The sequence below is a fragment of the uncultured Gilliamella sp. genome (genome assembly GCA_945271295.1).
In the GTDB taxonomy this organism is placed as follows: domain Bacteria; phylum Pseudomonadota; class Gammaproteobacteria; order Enterobacterales; family Orbaceae; genus Gilliamella.
On sequence record CALYPG010000001.1, the window covers coordinates 264,293 to 281,832 of the forward strand.

The following is a 17,540-nucleotide window of genomic DNA, read 5'->3' on the forward strand; positions in this document are numbered from 1 at the left end:
AATTAAGAGCATAAATGACTAGCTAAATAAAACTATGTGAAAAAATTGACAATAACTGGACAAAAGTAATGTAAAAATTGATTTGTGATCTTTGTCACATTTTATTTAACCTTGTTAATATGGTAAAAACTATAAAATTTGATGTAGATCTCATTTTTTTAGGATGAGTACAAAAATCCAGTAAATAGCATGTTTCTCCTCTGTGGTTGATGGTAAACATTTTCTACTATGATAGCCAATTAATAATAAAAATTAAAAAGTGCAGCAGGAGGTATAAAAAGTATGAAAGATTTAGTTTTAATATTAAAAAATACCCGACAACATTTAATGACTGGTGTTTCGCATATGATTCCATTTGTGGTTTCTGGTGGTATTTTGCTAGCGGTATCAGTGATGTTATTGGGGCAAGGTGGTGTACCGGATCCAGTTAATGATCCTTTTTTAAATAAGTTATTCCAAATTGGTGGAGCTGGTTTAACACTAATGATTCCTTTTTTGGCGGCTTATATTGGTTATTCTATCTCAGAAAGAGCAGCATTAGCGCCTTGTGCTATCGGTGCTTGGGTTGGTGCATCTTTTGGCGCTGGTTTTTTTGGTGCTTTAATTGCCGGGTTATTAGGTGGTATTGTGGTGTTTTACCTTAAAAAAATCAAAGTGCCACCCATTTTTCGTTCAGTTATGCCCATTTTTATTATTCCTATAATTGGTACTTTCCTAACCGCCGGAACAATGATGTGGGCCCTTGGTGAGCCAATTGGTATGTTAACTACCTCTTTAACCACATGGTTACGCGGTATGCAAGATGGCAGTATTGTGGTGTTAGCGTTAATTATGGGAGCAATGTTGGGCTTTGATTTAGGTGGACCAGTTAATAAGGTGGCCTATGCCTTTATGTTAATTTGCGTAGGTGAGGGGATTTACACGATTGTTGCTATTGCCGCTGTTGGTATTGCATCGCCTTCGTTAGGTACTGGTTTGGCTACATTAATTGATAGAAAACTATTTGATACTGAAGAAAAAGAGGCCGGCAAAGCATCGATTGTAATGGGACTGGTTGGTGTTACTGAAGGTTCGATTCCGTTTGCCGCATCCGATCCGTTGAGAGTTATTCCTTCTACTATGTTGGGCTCGGCTGTGGGTGGCGCTGTTGCGGCATTGTTAGGTGCAGAATGCTATGCCGGTTGGGGGGGATTAATTGTTTTACCTGTGGTAACAGGAAAATTAGGTTTTATTTTAGCACTTGCAGTTGGTGCAATTACATGCGCTTTATCTATTGTACTTTTAAAGCGCTTTACTAGTAGCAAAAATAAATCAGTTAGCAATCAATCCAATGATGATGATTTAGATATTACATTTGACATCGGTTAATAATGTTTTTGTTTGAAAAGGAGAAAGATATGGTAAATATTATCGCGGTAACCGCTTGCCCATCTGGAGTTGCACATACTTATATGGCGGCAGAATCTTTAGAAAAAGCTGCTAAAGAAAAGGGTTGGTCTTGCAAAGTTGAAACTCAAGGTTCAATCGGTATTGAAAATGAACTCACTAATGAAGATATTGCAAATGCTGATTTTATTATATTGACCAAAGATATTGGTATTAAAAATGAAGATCGGTTTAAAAATAAACCCATTGCCCGTATCGCTATTAGTGATGCAGTAAAAAAGGCAGATTTAATACTCAATAAAATCGAAGAAAATTTAAATAAATAGTACTGGTCGGTTTGATTATCTATTTTTTTAATTTAAAGTAATAAAGGTTATAGATTCAATGCTATAACCTATTTATCAAGAGGTAAGGTTATGGTCACTCGCATTGAACAATTAAAGGCAGATTTGTTTAGACAAACAAGAGAAATTTCATTAGAAAGAGCACTCCTTTATACCGAGAGCCATAAACAGACGGAAGGTGAGCCGACTATTATACGGCGGGCTAAAGCTACAGCCAATATTTTAGCTAAAGTTGCAATATCTATTCGTGATAATGAACTTATTGCTGGTAATAGAACCATAAAACCACGCTCTGGTATTATTTCACCAGAGATGGATCCTTATTGGTTATTGAAAGAATTAGATGGCTTTCCAACTCGCCCTCAAGATCGTTTTAATATTTCACCACAAGATAAGCAAATTTATCGCAACCAACTTTACCTATATTGGGAAAATCGTTCGATGAAAGACTTTATTAATCAGCAAATTCCCGAAAATGTAAAAGATGCTGAACATAAAGCCATTTTTAGTATTAATCAAACCGACAAAGGCCAAGGCCATATTATTATTGATTACCCAAGATTGCTTGAAAATGGTTTACATCGTTTAAGCGAAGAATTGAGTGAACTGTGCAATAATCACCCTGATAATCATTTTTACCAAGCGGCAAAAATTGTGTTAGATGCCGCGCAGTTACACATTTTACGTTATGCAGAACTCGCTCAAAAAATGGCAGCAAGTTGTCAAGATCGTCAGCGTCAGCAAGAGCTAGAAAAGATTGCGGTTATATCTAAACGAATTGCTCATGATAAGCCAACTGATTTTTATGAAGCTTGCCAGTTATTTTGGTATATGAATATTATTTTACAATATGAATCTAATGCCAGCTCAATTTCATTAGGTCGCTTTGATCAGTATATGTGGCCATTTTATCAGGCTTCGTTAGCCAAGAGTGAAGATCCTGCTTTTTTAAAAGAGTTACTCGCATCATTGTGGGTTAAATGTAATGATATTGTGTTATTGCGTTCTACTTCTAGTGCTAGATATTTTGCTGGATTCCCTTCTGGCTATACTATTTTATTAGGAGGCTTGAATGAAATAGGACATAGTGCAGTAAATGATCTATCAACATTATGTTTAGATGCTTATCAAGAAATTCGCTTACCGCAACCTAATTTAGGCGTAAGAATTAATGAGCTAATCGATCGTCAGTTTTTAATTAAAACCGCTGAAACCGTTCGTTTAGGAACCGGAATTCCACAAATTTTTAATGATGAAGTAATTATTCCTGCTTTTTTAAATCGTGGTGTTTCTTTAGAAGATGCTCGCGATTATTCAGTGGTTGGTTGTGTGGAGTTGTCTATTCCGGGTAGAACATATGGCTTACATGATATTGCGATGTTTAATTTACTTAAAGTAATGGAAATTACTTTATTTGAAAATGAAAATAATCCTAATGTGACTTATGAGAGTCTCTTGGAGCAGATTAAAGAAAATATTCGCTACTATGTCAAATTGATGGCTGAAGGCAGTAATATTTGTGATATTGGTCATCGAGACTGGGCTCCGGTGCCATTGTTGTCCTCTTTTATTTTGGATTGTATTGAAAAAGGTAAAGATATTACCGAAGGTGGCGCACGCTATAATTTTTCTGGTGTTCAAGGTATTGGTATCGCCAATTTAAGTGATTCTTTATTTGCCCTTAAAGGCATGGTATTTGACGAAAAAAGGATCTCTTTCAAACAATTATTAGCCGTATTGAAAGATAATTTTAGCGGGGCAGAGGGCGAAAAAATTAGAACCCGCTTAATTAATCGTTTTGGCAAATATGGTAATGATATTGAAGAAGTCGATAATATTAGTGCCGAGTTACTGCGAGTTTACTGTAAAGAAGTTGAAAAATATGGTAATCCACGAGGAGGTAAATTTACTCCGGGATCGTATACTGTTTCGGCTCATGTTCCTCTTGGTGCGGTTGTTGGGGCTACTCCTGATGGTCGCTATGCTGGTGAGCAGCTTGCTGATGGTGGTTTATCGCCAATGTTAGGACAAGATATGAATGGCCCAACAGCGGTATTAAAATCGGTGAGTAAATTAGATAATTATCTTTTATCCAATGGTACTTTACTTAATGTTAAATTTACCCCAAGTACTTTAGAAGGTGAAAATGGTTTACATAAATTGGCTAACTTTTTACATGCCTTTAGCAAATTAAAATTGCAACATGTGCAGTTTAATGTAGTTAATGCTGATACCTTAAAAGCAGCGCAACAAAGACCACAAGATTATGCAGGTTTAGTGGTGCGAGTTGCAGGTTACAGTGCTTTCTTTGTTGAGCTATCTAAGGAGATTCAGGATGATATCATCCGCCGAACTGCTCATCAATTGTAATGATATGTCTAAGGATTTGAGCAGTAATTCGCATGTTCAATTAAATTGCTCACCTGAAATTACTCAGGTGAGTCACAACAATATTGCTCGAATTTTTAATATTCAACGTTATTCTTTAAACGACGGTAGTGGTATTCGTACCGTCGTTTTTTTTAAAGGTTGTCCACATCGTTGCCCATGGTGTGCAAATCCTGAATCCATTTCCCGCAAAATTCAAATTGTTAGACGAAAATCCAAATGTATTAAATGTCATGTTTGTGCTAATGATTATGATGAATGCCCAAGTGGAGCATTAGAAAAAATTGGTTACGATATTCATTTAGATGAATTGATTAAACAAATTTTAAAAGATGAGATCTTTTTCCGTTCTTCTGGTGGTGGAGTAACATTATCGGGTGGTGAAGTGCTTTTACAGGCAAAATTTGCCACTCAATTACTTCGAAAACTAAAACAATTAGATGTGAATACTGCGATTGAAACCGCAGGTGATGGTCGATTTGCGGATTTTTTAGCGCTAGCTAGTCAGTGTGATGAAGTGTTATTTGATTTTAAAATTATGGAGCCTTTAAAAGCGCAGCAAATACTTAATATTCATTTAACACGGGTATTGGATAATTTTAGGCAATTGTATTTTCATAATATTAATTTAATCCCAAGATTACCATTGATTCCTGGGTATACTTTATCAGAAGAAAATGTCTTAAAAGTATTATCTTTCTTGACGGGATTTGAACGCATTAAAGAAGTTCATATTCTACCTTTTCATAAATTTGGTGAACCGAAATATGAACTTATTCATCAACCTTACCAATTGAAAGAGATAAAGGTACCAACAGCAGAACAAATTAATAATATTAAACAACTTATCGAAAGTTATGGATACCAAGTTGTTAAAGGTGGATAAAATGGTTTTTGAACAGGTACAATGAACAATGAATGTAATAAGTTATCATATTTTAATAGGAGTTAATCATGGAATTATATTTAGATACCGCTGATATTGCAGCCATTAAACGATTAGCCGCAGTTTTGCCCATCAGTGGCGTAACCACTAATCCAAGTATTGTGGCTAAATCTGGAAAGGCTATCTTTTCGTTACTTGCTGAGCTACAAGATATTTTAGGTGCTGATAAATTATTATTTGCTCAAGTCCTTGCTGGTGATGCTAAACAGATGATCAAAGAATCAGAGCAATTAAGAAAAGTCGTCCCTAATTTAGTGACTAAAATTCCGGTTAATGCAGAAGGGTTAATTGCCATTAAAGAGTTGACCAAACAAGGGGTACCAACATTAGGAACAGCTGTTTATGGGGCTGGACAAGGATTTTTAGGTGCACTAGCTGGTGCCAAATATATTGCGCCTTATGTTAATCGCATTGATGCTCAAGGTGGTAATAGTAAAGATACCGTGCAAGAATTACAAAAATTATTGGAATTACATTGCCCGGAATCTATGGTGTTAGCGGCGAGTTTTAGAACCCCAAGACAAGCGTTAGATTGTATGTTGGCAGGCTGTAAAGCCATTACATTACCGGTTGATGTGGCTGAGTTATTTATTGGTGATCCCGCTGTGGATGCGGCGATCACTAAGTTTGATCAAGACTGGTGTGCCGCATTTGGCTCATTAAAGTATTAATAAATTAAATCATCATATTTAAAGTTACTAACCCAACACTATTAATAGGATTGGGTTAGTTGTTTATTTGCTAAAAAGATAGGCTAGTTTTAGCAATTTTAGTGTATGATATTTCGCATATTCATCATGAAGAATGCGGAGTTACATCATGGCAGAGAAATCATCAAGAATAATAGTCAATGGGCTACTAACTGTAAGTAAGGTTGTGCGCTTATCACACAATTTTATTCGCATCTATTTTAGTTGTGATAAATCGTTACAAATAAATCCACTCTGGGTGGGGCCTCATTTAAAACTACTTTTCGCTGATCCTATCACTAAAGCAATTACTTTCCCTGAATTTGATGAAAAAGGTAAAGTACTATTAACCGACAATGTACGTAAACTCGCTCGCACTTATAGTATTCGCCAATATGATAAAATCACTAATCAATTAGTTGTAGATTTTGCTATCCATGCTAATGGTGTTGCTACGCTTTGGGCTCAGTGTGCTAAAGATGGCGATCAAATTGGTCTGATTGGTATGGGATCGAAAACAGTATTTGACAATAGTTATTTGGTTTTAATCGGTGATATGGCAGCAGTTCCTGCTATTTGTTATAGCTTAGAACATTTACCTGACAACCAAAAAGCAAGTGCTTTTATTGAGGTTAATCATCAATCTGACGTAATGCCATTACCCAAAAATGATAACGTTGAAATTAACTGGTTAATAGCAAATAGTCAGCAACCCAACCAATTGATTGAAGCGATATTGAAAGCTGATTTTGCTTATCATCCGCAACTATTATTTTGGGGTGGTATGGAAAGTTCATTAGCTCAGCAGCTACGCCATGCTATAAAAGATAAGTATCCCGATCTTAAGGCTGATGCGGTGCAAATTATCAGTTATTGGCGTGAAGGATTTGCCGAAGGTGAGTTCTGCCGTCGTGATTAATCAATCAACTGACTCATGAATATTCTTGCTCATCTACATTTGGCCACGTTAGCCAATAGTTCCTTAATTGGTAATACGCTGGCTGATTTTGTGAAAGGTGATCCTTATGCCATTTATCCCGATATTATTGCCGATGGTATTATGTTGCACCGTAAAATCGATATGATGACCGATAGTTTGCCCGAAGTTAAACAAGCCAAATCATTATTTCGAAAAACGCATCAACGCGTTGCTGCTATTAGTTTAGATATTGTTTGGGATCATTTTTTGTCTAAATATTGGCAAGATTATGGTGTAACCAGTAATGTCAGTGAATTTAATCAAGCAACACAGCAACAAATCCTACCATATATTGATGTTTATCCATTAGATTATCAGCATTTTATGCAAGCGATGTGGCAAGGTAAATGGTTAGAAAATTATGCCGCAATTGACTTTGTTGGTAAGGTGTTAGCTGGCATGGCGACAAGGCGACCAAAACTGTATTTATTGAAACAGACCATTGATGATATCAAACAACACTATGCTCAATTAGAATCTTTGTTTTTTATGCTTTATCCTAAGATGTGTTTAGCGATAGAGTCGGTTAACGATGCTAACTAGTAGACTGGAATTATCGGGTAAACTATAACAAATTACCCGATAACTATTGCAATAAGATTTTAAAATGGCTTAATTTGGTAGAATAATTTTGCCATTTTGTTTTATGATCAGATTTTTACGATTAGGCAATTGTGATATTGGGATTAATTGTTTAGTTGTTACGCCTGGTGCATAGCCGCTTTTGCCCCCCTGAGCTTTGGCTCGTACTATTTGACTTTCTGGTAGGGTAGCATTGGTGGTTAGGTTTGCCCATAGCCATTCCATGGCATCTTCCCCATAATAATCAATCGGGAGTAAAGTGTTATCAAATGGCACCTCTCCACTTAAATAACTGGTATTTTCAACTTCGATATAACGTAATTGTGATGTTTTATTTTCAACTAGGCTATTCAAGGCTACATAAGCACGCGCGGTATCGGGTAACTGTTTGACATTATTACGGGCATGTACAATAAACGTCTTAATTTCATTTAAATTACCTGTCATTGTTACTTGATTGAGTCCTTCTTGAACGCGTGGATCTTTTAATTTATTACGCAAACAAATTGCCCCATTCGTATTGTAATCAATTTTACCTTTCTGTTGTGAACTTGAATAGAAATCGCGTTTTGGTGAGTCAAGATCTTTATTATTAACTAGATCCAATACAGTAGCATCATCGTTAAGCCATAATGGTAAATGACCATTAGCAAGTCCCCAAAGTTGTTCAAAACTAACTTCTTTTAGGGGCTCTACATCGCCTTTATAGTAAATTGGATTTTGTTGGGTGCTGGCCACTGAATAATTACACATATTGTCATTTACATCAAAGCGACCATATGCACTAATATACTGGTATGGCAAGCCAATGGACTCTTTGAAGTAAAAATAAGGAAGTTGAATATCCATATTGGCTGTCCAACCATATTGACGTAATTTTTTCAATGCTTCTTGCGGCGTTGCTTTTTTTAATAATTTTGCTTTTTTCAGTGCATTACAGCGATTTTTGGCATAAAGAAATCTATCAGCATATGGTATATAGCTTTTAGTATTTTTGGCAACAATTGCTGGCACTGCGCAAGGAATATACAATGCTGCATAAGTGCTGTAATCAGCAATAGATTTTGATGCTATTTTTTTTGCGGAATTTTTACCATACTTAATGGTAATAGGGGTTTTAGGTAAAATAGAATAAATTTGTGGATTAACGGCAACAATTCCTTTGATAATGTTATCTTTATCCAATTCGCCTGCTTTTAGTGCCGCCCCAGCTCCATCACTAGCACCATAAACTAAAACAAGGGTGTTATCTTTGTTAAAAATAATAGTTTGCGTTGTAGAGAATTTTAAATTGAGTTGATAAAACGCAAATTCAATCGATTTTAGGATATATTCTGCCCAATATTGTTCTAAATTCGCTTTAGAATGTAATTGTTTTATTGCAAAACGGTTGGGATATTCTTGGATGAAGCTGTTGTGATCATCAATGGTTGGATGAAATAACAAATTGGTGGTTTGGGTCATCCCCGCTAAACTATATCCACGTTGTTGAGTAATATCATAAATACTGTTTGCTAAGCCTTTGTCATTATACACCACCGCACAGTTATGCCGTAGTCCCCATAAACCACGGATTTGCAGATCTTTGGCGTTAAATAATCCATCTAAATCTGTTGAAGGAACCGCAATAATGCAGGGTTTATTTTTATCAAAATCAAGTGGGATTTGTAATAATAAACCCACTTTTTCATTATTACTCTCGATGGTCGCTAATATTTCAGTGCCGGCTATTTTACCATCAAATAAAGGCGTTAATTCTTGCTGTCTAAAGCCAAACAACGAACCTTCCCCAGTTTTGCTATTGATAAAGCGATTTAGTTTCGCTTGCCTCAGTTCTTGCAAGGTAGGTTGCTTAGGATTAGTAAAAGTTGTTTTAAATGCGTTATTAGATAAACGAGTAAAGCCTAAACCAGCTGTGACTAAATCATCACTATCGCCATCATAGTAAGTTGAACTGATAATGGTTAAATGTTCGGGTGATTTAATTAATTGAGGATTAACACCAGTTAATGTTAGGCGTTTGCTTGGTGTAGCGAGTAAAGTTAATGGCGTAATAATAGCAGAGAAAAGCAGTATAGATATTAAGGTTGTTATTGTTGTTTTTGGCGTATTCATTGTAATTATTTCCTATTCTTTCTTCCGGCAACAACTAAATGATTTCAAATAAGTTGTAAACATTTATGAGTAAATTATATATTTTATGTTAGATATGTGTTGTTATAATTTAATTATACATTAATATTTTAATCGTGTAGTTGTTTGCTTAACGAGTAGTTGTTTGCTTAATTTAGACTAGCAAGTGTCCAAAAGGCTGCAATAATTTTTTCGGATAAACGCCTTTTTTGTACACATATTCCTACATCGAAAGGTTGCATCAAATTGGTTGACCATTCGGTAATACGTTCTCTAACTCTTTCGGGACTGTTTTCCATAACCACTTTAGGCAGTAGCGCAACACCACAACCTAAAGCCACCATAGATACAATTGCTTCATGACCAGCAACGGTGGCATAAATTTTGGGGCTGGTGATTTTTTGTTGTTTAAACCATAAATCAATTCGATGCCGGCTTGGTCCATGTTCCGGTAAAATGAATGGTATATTGTGCCAGTCTGGCTTTTTTTGATGTAATTTGTCACTAAATGAGCTATTTAGTTTTGGTATAAGTAATACCATTTCAATTTCGCCTAATTTTAAAAATTCGACGCCTGCCGGTAATTGTTTTGGCCGACCAGCAATAGCGAGATCTGCTTCACTCGATTGGATTTTTTCAACGGCATCGGCCGCATCACCTGTTGATAATTTAATTTCAACTAAGGGAAAACTAATTCGATATCGATCTAATATATCCGGTAAGTGACTGTAGGCGGCGGTAACTGAACAAAAGAGTTTAAGTTCGCCTATTAATTGTTGATCTGACTGATCAATATCTTGCCGTAATTGTAAATGTTGATTGATAACGTTACGGGCAAAACGTTTAACTTTTTCACCAGCCTGGGTAATTTGTACTTGCCGATTATCGCGAATAAAGAGCGGATGGCCAAAATGTTCTTCCATGCGCTGAATCTGCCGCGACAAAGTTGATGGACTTACATGCATGGCATCGGCGGTCATACCAAAATGGCAGGTTTCACACAAATGTAAAAATAATTTTAAATCACGTAAATTCATTGTCGGTGCCGTTTTATACTCAAACGTTAGGTTAACCTGAAACTTTTTGTCAGGCTATAACCATCATTGTTCAATGTTAGCTAAGTATTATGCATAGATAATTAGCTAAGGTAAATAGCCTGAGTTGTAACATGCATGGCAATATAAAATGATACCTGCTAGAATATGCGATTATTTTTAAATGATAAATACAATTATTTCTATGACTGAACAAGCTTATTTAGATGAAGTTAATGCTCGTCGCACGTTTGCGATAATTTCTCATCCTGATGCCGGTAAAACCACTATTACCGAAAAGGTATTATTATTTGGACAAGCTATTCAAACCGCCGGTACGGTAAAAGGACGTGGTGCCAATGCGCAGCATGCCAAATCTGACTGGATGGAAATGGAAAAACAGCGAGGGATCTCAATTACGACTTCTGTAATGCAATTTCCTTATAACGACTGTTTAGTTAATTTGTTAGATACGCCAGGACATGAGGACTTTTCTGAAGATACTTACCGCACACTTACTGCCGTTGATAGTTGCTTGATGGTGATTGATGCTGCTAAGGGGGTCGAAGATCGTACCCGTAAACTAATGGAAGTGACACGTTTACGTAATACGCCAATTTTAACTTTCATGAATAAACTCGATCGTGATATTCGCGATCCAATGGAACTATTGGATGAAGTCGAGAATGAACTTAATATTATGTGTGCCCCGATTACTTGGCCAATCGGTTGTGGTAAGTTATTTAAAGGTGTTTACCATTTAGCTAAAGATGAGACTTATTTGTACCAGTCAGGTCAAGGGCATACCATTCAAGAAGTGCGCATTATTAAAGGCTTAACCAATCCGCAACTCGATGCCGCTGTCGGTGAGGATTTAGCTCAGCAATTGCGTGATGAACTTGAATTGGTACAAGGGGCATCTAATGAGTTTGATTTAGAGGCGTTTTTATCGGGTGATTTGACGCCAGTATTTTTCGGTACGGCCCTCGGTAATTTTGGCGTTGATCATATGTTGGACGGATTAACCGCTTGGGCACCAACCCCACAACCACGACAGACCGATAAACGTGAAGTGGCGGCAAGCGAAGATAAATTCACTGGCTTTGTTTTCAAAATTCAAGCCAATATGGATCCAAAACACCGCGACCGGGTAGCCTTTTTGCGGATCGTATCGGGTAAATATGAAAAAGGCATGAAATTACGTCATGTAAGAATTGCCAAAGATGTGAACATTTCTGATGCGTTGACCTTTATGGCGGGTGATCGTGAGCAAGTTGAACAGGCTTATGCTGGAGATATCATTGGTTTGCACAATCATGGTACTATTCAAATTGGTGATACTTTTACTCAAGGCGAAGATCTTAAGTTCACAGGTATTCCTAACTTTGCGCCCGAATTGTTCCGCCGTATTCGTTTAAAAGATCCTCTCAAACAGAAGCAATTATTAAAAGGTTTGGTGCAGTTATCCGAAGAAGGTGCAGTGCAGGTATTCCGACCAATAATTAATAATGATTTAATTGTGGGTGCGGTTGGGGTACTTCAGTTTGATGTAGTGGTCGCTCGCTTAAAATCAGAATATAATGTCGAAGCGATTTATGAACCAGTTAATGTAACTACTGCCCGATGGGTTGAGTGTAGCGATACGAAAAAAATGGAAGAGTTTAAACGTAAATGTGAGCAGAACTTGGCATTGGATGGCGGAGATAACTTATCTTATATTGCCCCAAGTATGGTTAATCTTAATTTAACACAAGAACGTTATCCTGATGTTGAGTTTAGAAAAACTCGCGAACATTAATTTTATAATCGGGCACTTAAATCATATTGTTATAAAAAAATAGTGTTAAATTAACCTGGTGCCTTAAAAATTTCTGCTGATCCCATTAAGAGAGTGCTTATTATGATCTATAAAACCAGTAAACTTGTTAATTTGATAAGTAGTTTTTGTTTATCTTTGTTGATTACTGCTTCTTCTTTTACTTTCGCTAGTGAAAACAAGCTTACCCATCCGGTTTTGCTCGAGAAAGTTCAACAAAGTGATCGTGATAATCGCCAATATGAAGTCATTGAATTGGCAAATAAGATGCGAGTTTTATTGGTTTCTGATCCTAAAGCGGTAAAATCTCTTGCAGCACTGGCTTTGCCAGTAGGCTCATTGCAAGATCCAAGTGATCAGCAAGGTTTAGCCCATTATACTGAACATATGGTACTAATGGGGTCTAAAAAGTATCCAGAGCCAGCGAGTTTTTCACAGTTTTTGAACCGTCATTCTGGTAGTTACAATGCTAGTACTGCCCCTCATCGAACTGCTTTTTATTTTGAAGTTGAAAATAGTGCATTAGATACTGCACTTGATTATTTAGCTGATGCGATTGCTGAGCCTAAATTAGATCCTAATTTTGCTGATAAAGAGCGTAATGCAGTAAATGCCGAAATGACTATGGCAAGATCTAATGATGGTTTTCGAATAGAGCAGGTCAATGCTGAAACTATTAATCAAGCGCATCCAGCAGCCCAATTTTCGGGTGGTAATTTACAAACGTTAAGTAACAAACCAAGCAGTAAATTACAAGATGCATTAGTTAATTTTCATAACGACTATTATTCTGCCAATATCATGGTGGGTGTGATTTATAGTAATCAAGCCATGAGTAAATTAGCTAAATTAGCAGCAACTACCTTTGGTCAAATTTCGAATAAAAATATTCAAGCTCCTCAAATTGATAAACCGGCACTCACACCTAATTGCCTAGGTAAACAGATTGCTATGGTACCAGCACAACCGAAAAAATTGCTGTTGTTACAATTCCCTATGGAAAATAATTTAACCAAATTTGCAAGTAAGAGTGATGAATATATTGCTTATTTGCTGAGTAACCGTAGTCAAAATACAGTGTTTGATTTGTTACAAAAACAAGGTTTGATTGAGAGTATTAGTGCAACTAATGATCCAATCCGTTATGGTAACAGTGGTATGTTCAGTATTAATGTGAGTTTAACTGATGACGGACTAGCTCAAAAAGATAAAGTAATTGCTGCTATTTTCAATTATTTACAATTAATTCAAAAACAAGGCATTGCTGATGCTTATTATGAGGAGCTAAAGAAAGTTTTAGCATTAGAATTTAAATATGAAGATATTAACCGTGATATGTCGTATGTAGAATGGTTATCAGATCAAATGTTGTTATATCCGGTTCAAAATGTGTTAAATTCTGATTATATTGCTACTAATTTAGATAAAACAGCAATCATTGCTCGCCTAAAAAGCTTAACTCCAGATAATGTCAGAATCTGGGTGATTTCGCCAGATCAAACCACTAACAAAATGGCTTATTTTGTCGAAGCTCCTTATAAAATCGATAATATTACTGCTGAACAAAAAGCGAATTGGCTAAAGTTAGGTAAATCTTATTCATTTTCACTACCTGAGTTAAATCCGTTTATTCCTGATGATTTTTCAATTACTAAGCAAAATAGTAATCAGGCTCAACCGGCTGAATTTAGTAAACGTGGTAATCATATCCATTTTGTTAGCCAGTATTTTAAAAATGAACCTAAAGCCGCTATTGTGGTTTCGTTACGTAATAATCAAGCTTTTGCATCGGCCAAATCAGATGTCGCTTTTAAATTACTTGATTATATTGTTAGCCGAAATTTAGATAATTTACAATTTCAAGCAGGGGTTGCGGGAATTTCATTATCTACTGGCAGCGATAGTGGCTTGATGATTTCAGCAAGTGGTTTTAGTCAACATTTACCAAAAATGGTTACCGCAGTACTTGATAGTTATCGTAATGTTACTATTGATGAACAAACTTTAGCTTTGGCTAAATCTTGGTATCTGCAAGAACTTGATAAAGCAGAACATGCTAAAAGTTACTGGTTAGCGGTTCAGCCGGTTAATGTGTTGTCAGTATTACCGCGTTATTATGAACGGGATGAAAAACGCCAAATTACCGCTAATATTAGCATTGAAGATATTGTAGCTTACCGTGATAATTTACTTACTCGCTCAGTACCTTATATGATTAGTTTGGGTAACTTGTCTAACGAGGATTCTTTAGATCTTTATCATTCTATTCAAAAAAACTTAGTGCGAGATGTTGAATTTACACCGATTGATAATGTTAAAATTAAAAATTCGTTAGATGCTAAAATTACTCAGCAAGCTAAAAGCACGGATCATGCTTTGATGATGAGTTATATTCCAACCGACTACGATAGAATCAGTAGCGGTATGTTAAGTTATACTTTGTCTAAAATGATATCACCATGGTTTTTTGATCAATTACGTACTAATGAGCAACTCGGTTATGCTGTATTTGCTGGTCCTGTGACTGTAGGTGATTTTGCCGGGATGAGTTTTATTGTGCAAAGTAATCAGTATGATCCAGCATATTTGTTTAAACGTTATCAAGAATTTTATCCGGTTATGCTAAGTAAGTTACAAGCATTGTCTAAACAAGATATTGAGCAATACAAAAAAGCCGTACTTGATGAATTAAATATGCCACCGCAAACATTAGACGAAGAGTTTAGTCGTTATATGCCAGACTATCAAAATTCCCGCTTTACTTTTGATTCTCGGAATAAAAAAATCGCTCAACTCAAAAAAATCACTCAGCAAGATTTGATCGATTTTTATAAACATTCAGTAATGGAATCAAAAGGATTAGTGTTGGCTTCACAAGTATTAGGTAAATCTTCAGATGGTGCTAAACAGCCACAAGCTATTACAGAGTTTACAGAATTCAAAAATGCGTCAGCCTTGCAAGATGTTTTATTAAAATGACATACTAAAACGTATAGCTGACCTGAAACATTTTGACAGAAATTGGCATTGTTATCACCTTATGATACACTGCCAAAAACCGTTTTAATTGAGTTGATTATGATTACAGGTTCGATTGATTATTGTGCTATTGGGCAACGGTTACGTGCTTATCGTATTGCTGCTTCTTTACGAGCAGAAGATGTAGCTGAAAGTCTTAAAATTTCAAGGGCTGCGGTTTATCGGTTGGAAAAAGGTGAGATTGTCAAAATTGAAACCTTAGAACGGTTAGCAATTTTATTAGATACTTCGTTGGCTAGCTTACTTGGTATTGATACTGAATATTATTCAAGTGGTGAGGGCTTTTTTGAACGAATGCGTCAGTTGGAACAGCAATCGACTCATATCTATTCGCATTTTGATCCATTTTCTTTTTTATTAACTTCACCCGATTACTTGAATCATTTAGCTTTAATGTTAGATGAATCAAGTGAATTGCAAAATAAACCTGATTATGCTATTACCTTATCTATTTTAAAAGAACGTAAAAAACAGTTTTATCAGTCAGTTCCAAAAATTATGAATTTGATTAGTTTACGCAATGTAGAACGTTTTTTACATATTGGATTAGTTGGTAATTTGAATATTCCACCAGGTAAAAAATCTGAACGAATATTATTAGCACGTAAAGAAATTTATCATCTAATTGAATTATTAGAGCAACAAACTTTTGCACCAACTATTGCTATTACTAAGGAAGCTATTCCGTCAATTACCTTCCAAATTTTTTATCGTGATAAAGACCCAATCTCACTGGCAATGAGTCCGTTTCGATTAGGCGAATTGCCAAATGTAACCACTGGTATTGCATCTATTACTTCATCTAATGATGCAATCAAGCGCTATCGTCATTTGTTTGATAAGGCATGGCAAAATAGTGCTAAAGATCATCAAGCAATTGATTTGTTAAAAGCAACACTTGAAAAATTTTAAAGAGAGTCATCATGTTATCCTTAACATTACAACCAATCAAAAGATTTAATGGTACGATTAATTTACCTGGTTCCAAAAGTGTTTCAAATCGTGCACTGTTATTATCGGCTTTAAGTAAAGGCTCTACCTGTTTAACTAATTTGCTTAATAGTGATGATGTGCGTTATATGCTTTTCGCCTTATCTGCTCTCGGCGTGTCCTACCAATTATCTCATAATCGCACCATTTGTGATATTGAAGGGAAAGGGGGAATATTACAGACTCCATTTCCTTTAGAATTGTTTTTGGGTAATGCTGGTACAGCTATGCGTCCATTAACTGCAGCTTTGTGTCTGGGGCGCAATAATGTGATTTTAACTGGTGAACCACGCATGAAAGAGCGGCCAATTGGTCATTTGGTTGATTCGCTTCGTCAAGGTGGAGCCAAAATTGATTATCTTGAAACTCACGGTTTTCCACCTTTGCATATTCAAGGAGGCTTTGGCGGAGGTAAGATTCAAGTCAATGGCTCGGTTTCCAGTCAATTTTTAACGGCATTATTGATGGCGGCACCGTTAGCATCTAAAGATACTGAGATCCGCATTATAGGCGATTTGGTATCTAAACCTTATATTGATATTACCATTAACATGATGGCAACATTTGGTGTGACGGTTGTTAACAATAATTATCAAAATTTTGCAATTAAAGGGCAACAATACTATCAATCACCAGGTAACTATTTAGTAGAAGGTGATGCTTCGTCCGCCTCTTATTTTTTAGCGGCAGCAGCGATTAGAGGTGGCACTGTTAGAGTGACCGGCGTTGGTAAAAATAGCCTGCAAGGCGATACCCAGTTTGCCCATGTATTGGAAAAAATGGGTGCTAAAATAACCTGGGCTGATGATTATATTGAATGTACAAAAGGTGAATTAAATGGGATTGATATGGATATGAATCATATTCCAGATGCAGCAATGACTATTGCCACTACCGCCTTATTTGCTAAAGGACCTACTACTATTCGCAATATTTATAATTGGCGAGTTAAAGAAACCGATCGTTTATCGGCAATGGCAACTGAGCTACGTAAAGTTGGAGCGACGGTTGATGAAGGGCAGGATTATATTACTATCGAGCCACCTACAAAATTAAATCATGCCGAAATCGAAACCTATAACGATCACCGTATGGCAATGTGTTTTTCTTTGGTTGCATTATCTGATACCCCAGTAACCATATTAGATCCTAAATGTACCATGAAGACTTTTCCTGATTATTTTGAACAATTTAAACTACTAAGTGAAGAATAA

The 17,540-nt window shown here is 36.1% G+C and carries 13 protein-coding genes; 11 read left to right on the forward strand and 2 right to left on the reverse strand.

Annotation, left to right across the window (positions count from 1 at the left end):
- Window positions 1–282 precede the first annotated feature (282 nt).
- The 7 genes from Q0K76_RS01240 (at window position 283) to Q0K76_RS01270 (ending at window position 7,275) form a co-directional block, all read left to right on the forward strand.
- The gene (locus Q0K76_RS01240; protein ID WP_294610021.1) at window positions 283–1,368 is read left to right on the forward strand and encodes a PTS fructose transporter subunit EIIC; all 1,086 of its coding nucleotides are present in this window, start codon (window positions 283–285) and stop codon (window positions 1,366–1,368) included.
- Window positions 1,369–1,397: 29 nt separating this feature from the next.
- A complete protein-coding gene (locus Q0K76_RS01245; RefSeq protein ID WP_294610023.1) occupies window positions 1,398–1,712 on the forward strand; it encodes a PTS fructose-like transporter subunit IIB in 315 nt (104 codons plus the stop codon).
- Window positions 1,713–1,802: 90 nt separating this feature from the next.
- Window positions 1,803–4,100: a formate C-acetyltransferase gene (locus tag Q0K76_RS01250; RefSeq protein ID WP_294610026.1), complete on the forward strand. Its 2,298-nt coding sequence runs from the start codon at window positions 1,803–1,805 to the stop codon at window positions 4,098–4,100.
- A gap of 16 nt (window positions 4,101–4,116) precedes the next feature.
- Entirely contained in the window at window positions 4,117–5,004 is an 888-nt protein-coding gene (locus tag Q0K76_RS01255) for a [formate-C-acetyltransferase]-activating enzyme (protein WP_363322361.1), read from the forward strand.
- Window positions 5,005–5,072: 68 nt separating this feature from the next.
- Window positions 5,073–5,735 carry a fructose-6-phosphate aldolase gene (gene fsa, locus Q0K76_RS01260; RefSeq protein ID WP_294610033.1) on the forward strand — a complete coding sequence of 221 codons (663 nt, stop codon included), beginning with the start codon at window positions 5,073–5,075 and terminating at the stop codon, window positions 5,733–5,735.
- Between the two features lie 148 nt (window positions 5,736–5,883).
- Entirely contained in the window at window positions 5,884–6,672 is a 789-nt protein-coding gene (locus tag Q0K76_RS01265) for a siderophore-interacting protein (protein ID WP_294610036.1), read from the forward strand.
- 15 nt (window positions 6,673–6,687) lie between these two features.
- Complete coding sequence (locus Q0K76_RS01270) at window positions 6,688–7,275, forward strand: ACP phosphodiesterase (protein WP_294610038.1); 588 nt, start codon at window positions 6,688–6,690, stop codon at window positions 7,273–7,275.
- 69 nt (window positions 7,276–7,344) lie between these two features.
- Here Q0K76_RS01270 and Q0K76_RS01275 read toward each other — a convergent pair whose 3' ends face one another.
- Together Q0K76_RS01275 and ilvY are read right to left on the reverse strand one after the other, a co-directional pair.
- On the reverse strand, window positions 7,345–9,429 hold the full coding sequence (locus Q0K76_RS01275) for a 3-hydroxybutyrate oligomer hydrolase family protein (RefSeq protein ID WP_294610041.1): 2,085 nt from the start codon (window positions 9,427–9,429) through the stop codon (window positions 7,345–7,347).
- A 167-nt stretch (window positions 9,430–9,596) separates the two neighbouring features.
- Window positions 9,597–10,484 (reverse strand): HTH-type transcriptional activator IlvY, encoded by an 888-nt coding sequence (ilvY, locus tag Q0K76_RS01280; RefSeq protein ID WP_294610044.1) that lies wholly within the window; start codon window positions 10,482–10,484, stop codon window positions 9,597–9,599.
- 202 nt (window positions 10,485–10,686) lie between these two features.
- Here ilvY and prfC point away from each other — a divergent pair, with 202 nt between their 5' ends.
- The 4 genes from prfC (at window position 10,687) to aroA (ending at window position 17,540) form a co-directional block, all read left to right on the forward strand.
- On the forward strand, window positions 10,687–12,279 hold the full coding sequence (prfC, locus tag Q0K76_RS01285) for a peptide chain release factor 3 (RefSeq protein ID WP_294610149.1): 1,593 nt from the start codon (window positions 10,687–10,689) through the stop codon (window positions 12,277–12,279).
- A gap of 102 nt (window positions 12,280–12,381) precedes the next feature.
- Complete coding sequence (ptrA, locus tag Q0K76_RS01290; protein ID WP_294610048.1) at window positions 12,382–15,276, forward strand: pitrilysin; 2,895 nt, start codon at window positions 12,382–12,384, stop codon at window positions 15,274–15,276.
- A 99-nt stretch (window positions 15,277–15,375) separates the two neighbouring features.
- Window positions 15,376–16,248 carry a helix-turn-helix transcriptional regulator gene (locus Q0K76_RS01295; protein ID WP_294610051.1) on the forward strand — a complete coding sequence of 291 codons (873 nt, stop codon included), beginning with the start codon at window positions 15,376–15,378 and terminating at the stop codon, window positions 16,246–16,248.
- Window positions 16,249–16,259: 11 nt separating this feature from the next.
- The gene (gene aroA, locus Q0K76_RS01300; protein WP_294610054.1) at window positions 16,260–17,540 is read left to right on the forward strand and encodes a 3-phosphoshikimate 1-carboxyvinyltransferase; all 1,281 of its coding nucleotides are present in this window, start codon (window positions 16,260–16,262) and stop codon (window positions 17,538–17,540) included.

Coding starts and splice junctions, on each gene's coding strand:
- ptrA (WP_294610048.1), top strand. CDS start 12,382: ATGATCTATAAAACCAGTAAACTTGTTAATTTGATAAGTAGTTTTTGT.
- Q0K76_RS01275 (WP_294610041.1), bottom strand. CDS start 9,429: ATGAATACGCCAAAAACAACAATAACAACCTTAATATCTATACTGCTT.
- Q0K76_RS01265 (WP_294610036.1), top strand. CDS start 5,884: ATGGCAGAGAAATCATCAAGAATAATAGTCAATGGGCTACTAACTGTA.
- Q0K76_RS01245 (WP_294610023.1), top strand. CDS start 1,398: ATGGTAAATATTATCGCGGTAACCGCTTGCCCATCTGGAGTTGCACAT.
- Q0K76_RS01240 (WP_294610021.1), top strand. CDS start 283: ATGAAAGATTTAGTTTTAATATTAAAAAATACCCGACAACATTTAATG.
- Q0K76_RS01295 (WP_294610051.1), top strand. CDS start 15,376: ATGATTACAGGTTCGATTGATTATTGTGCTATTGGGCAACGGTTACGT.
- fsa (WP_294610033.1), top strand. CDS start 5,073: ATGGAATTATATTTAGATACCGCTGATATTGCAGCCATTAAACGATTA.
- Q0K76_RS01270 (WP_294610038.1), top strand. CDS start 6,688: ATGAATATTCTTGCTCATCTACATTTGGCCACGTTAGCCAATAGTTCC.
- aroA (WP_294610054.1), top strand. CDS start 16,260: ATGTTATCCTTAACATTACAACCAATCAAAAGATTTAATGGTACGATT.
- ilvY (WP_294610044.1), bottom strand. CDS start 10,484: ATGAATTTACGTGATTTAAAATTATTTTTACATTTGTGTGAAACCTGC.
- prfC (WP_294610149.1), top strand. CDS start 10,687: ATGACTGAACAAGCTTATTTAGATGAAGTTAATGCTCGTCGCACGTTT.
- Q0K76_RS01250 (WP_294610026.1), top strand. CDS start 1,803: ATGGTCACTCGCATTGAACAATTAAAGGCAGATTTGTTTAGACAAACA.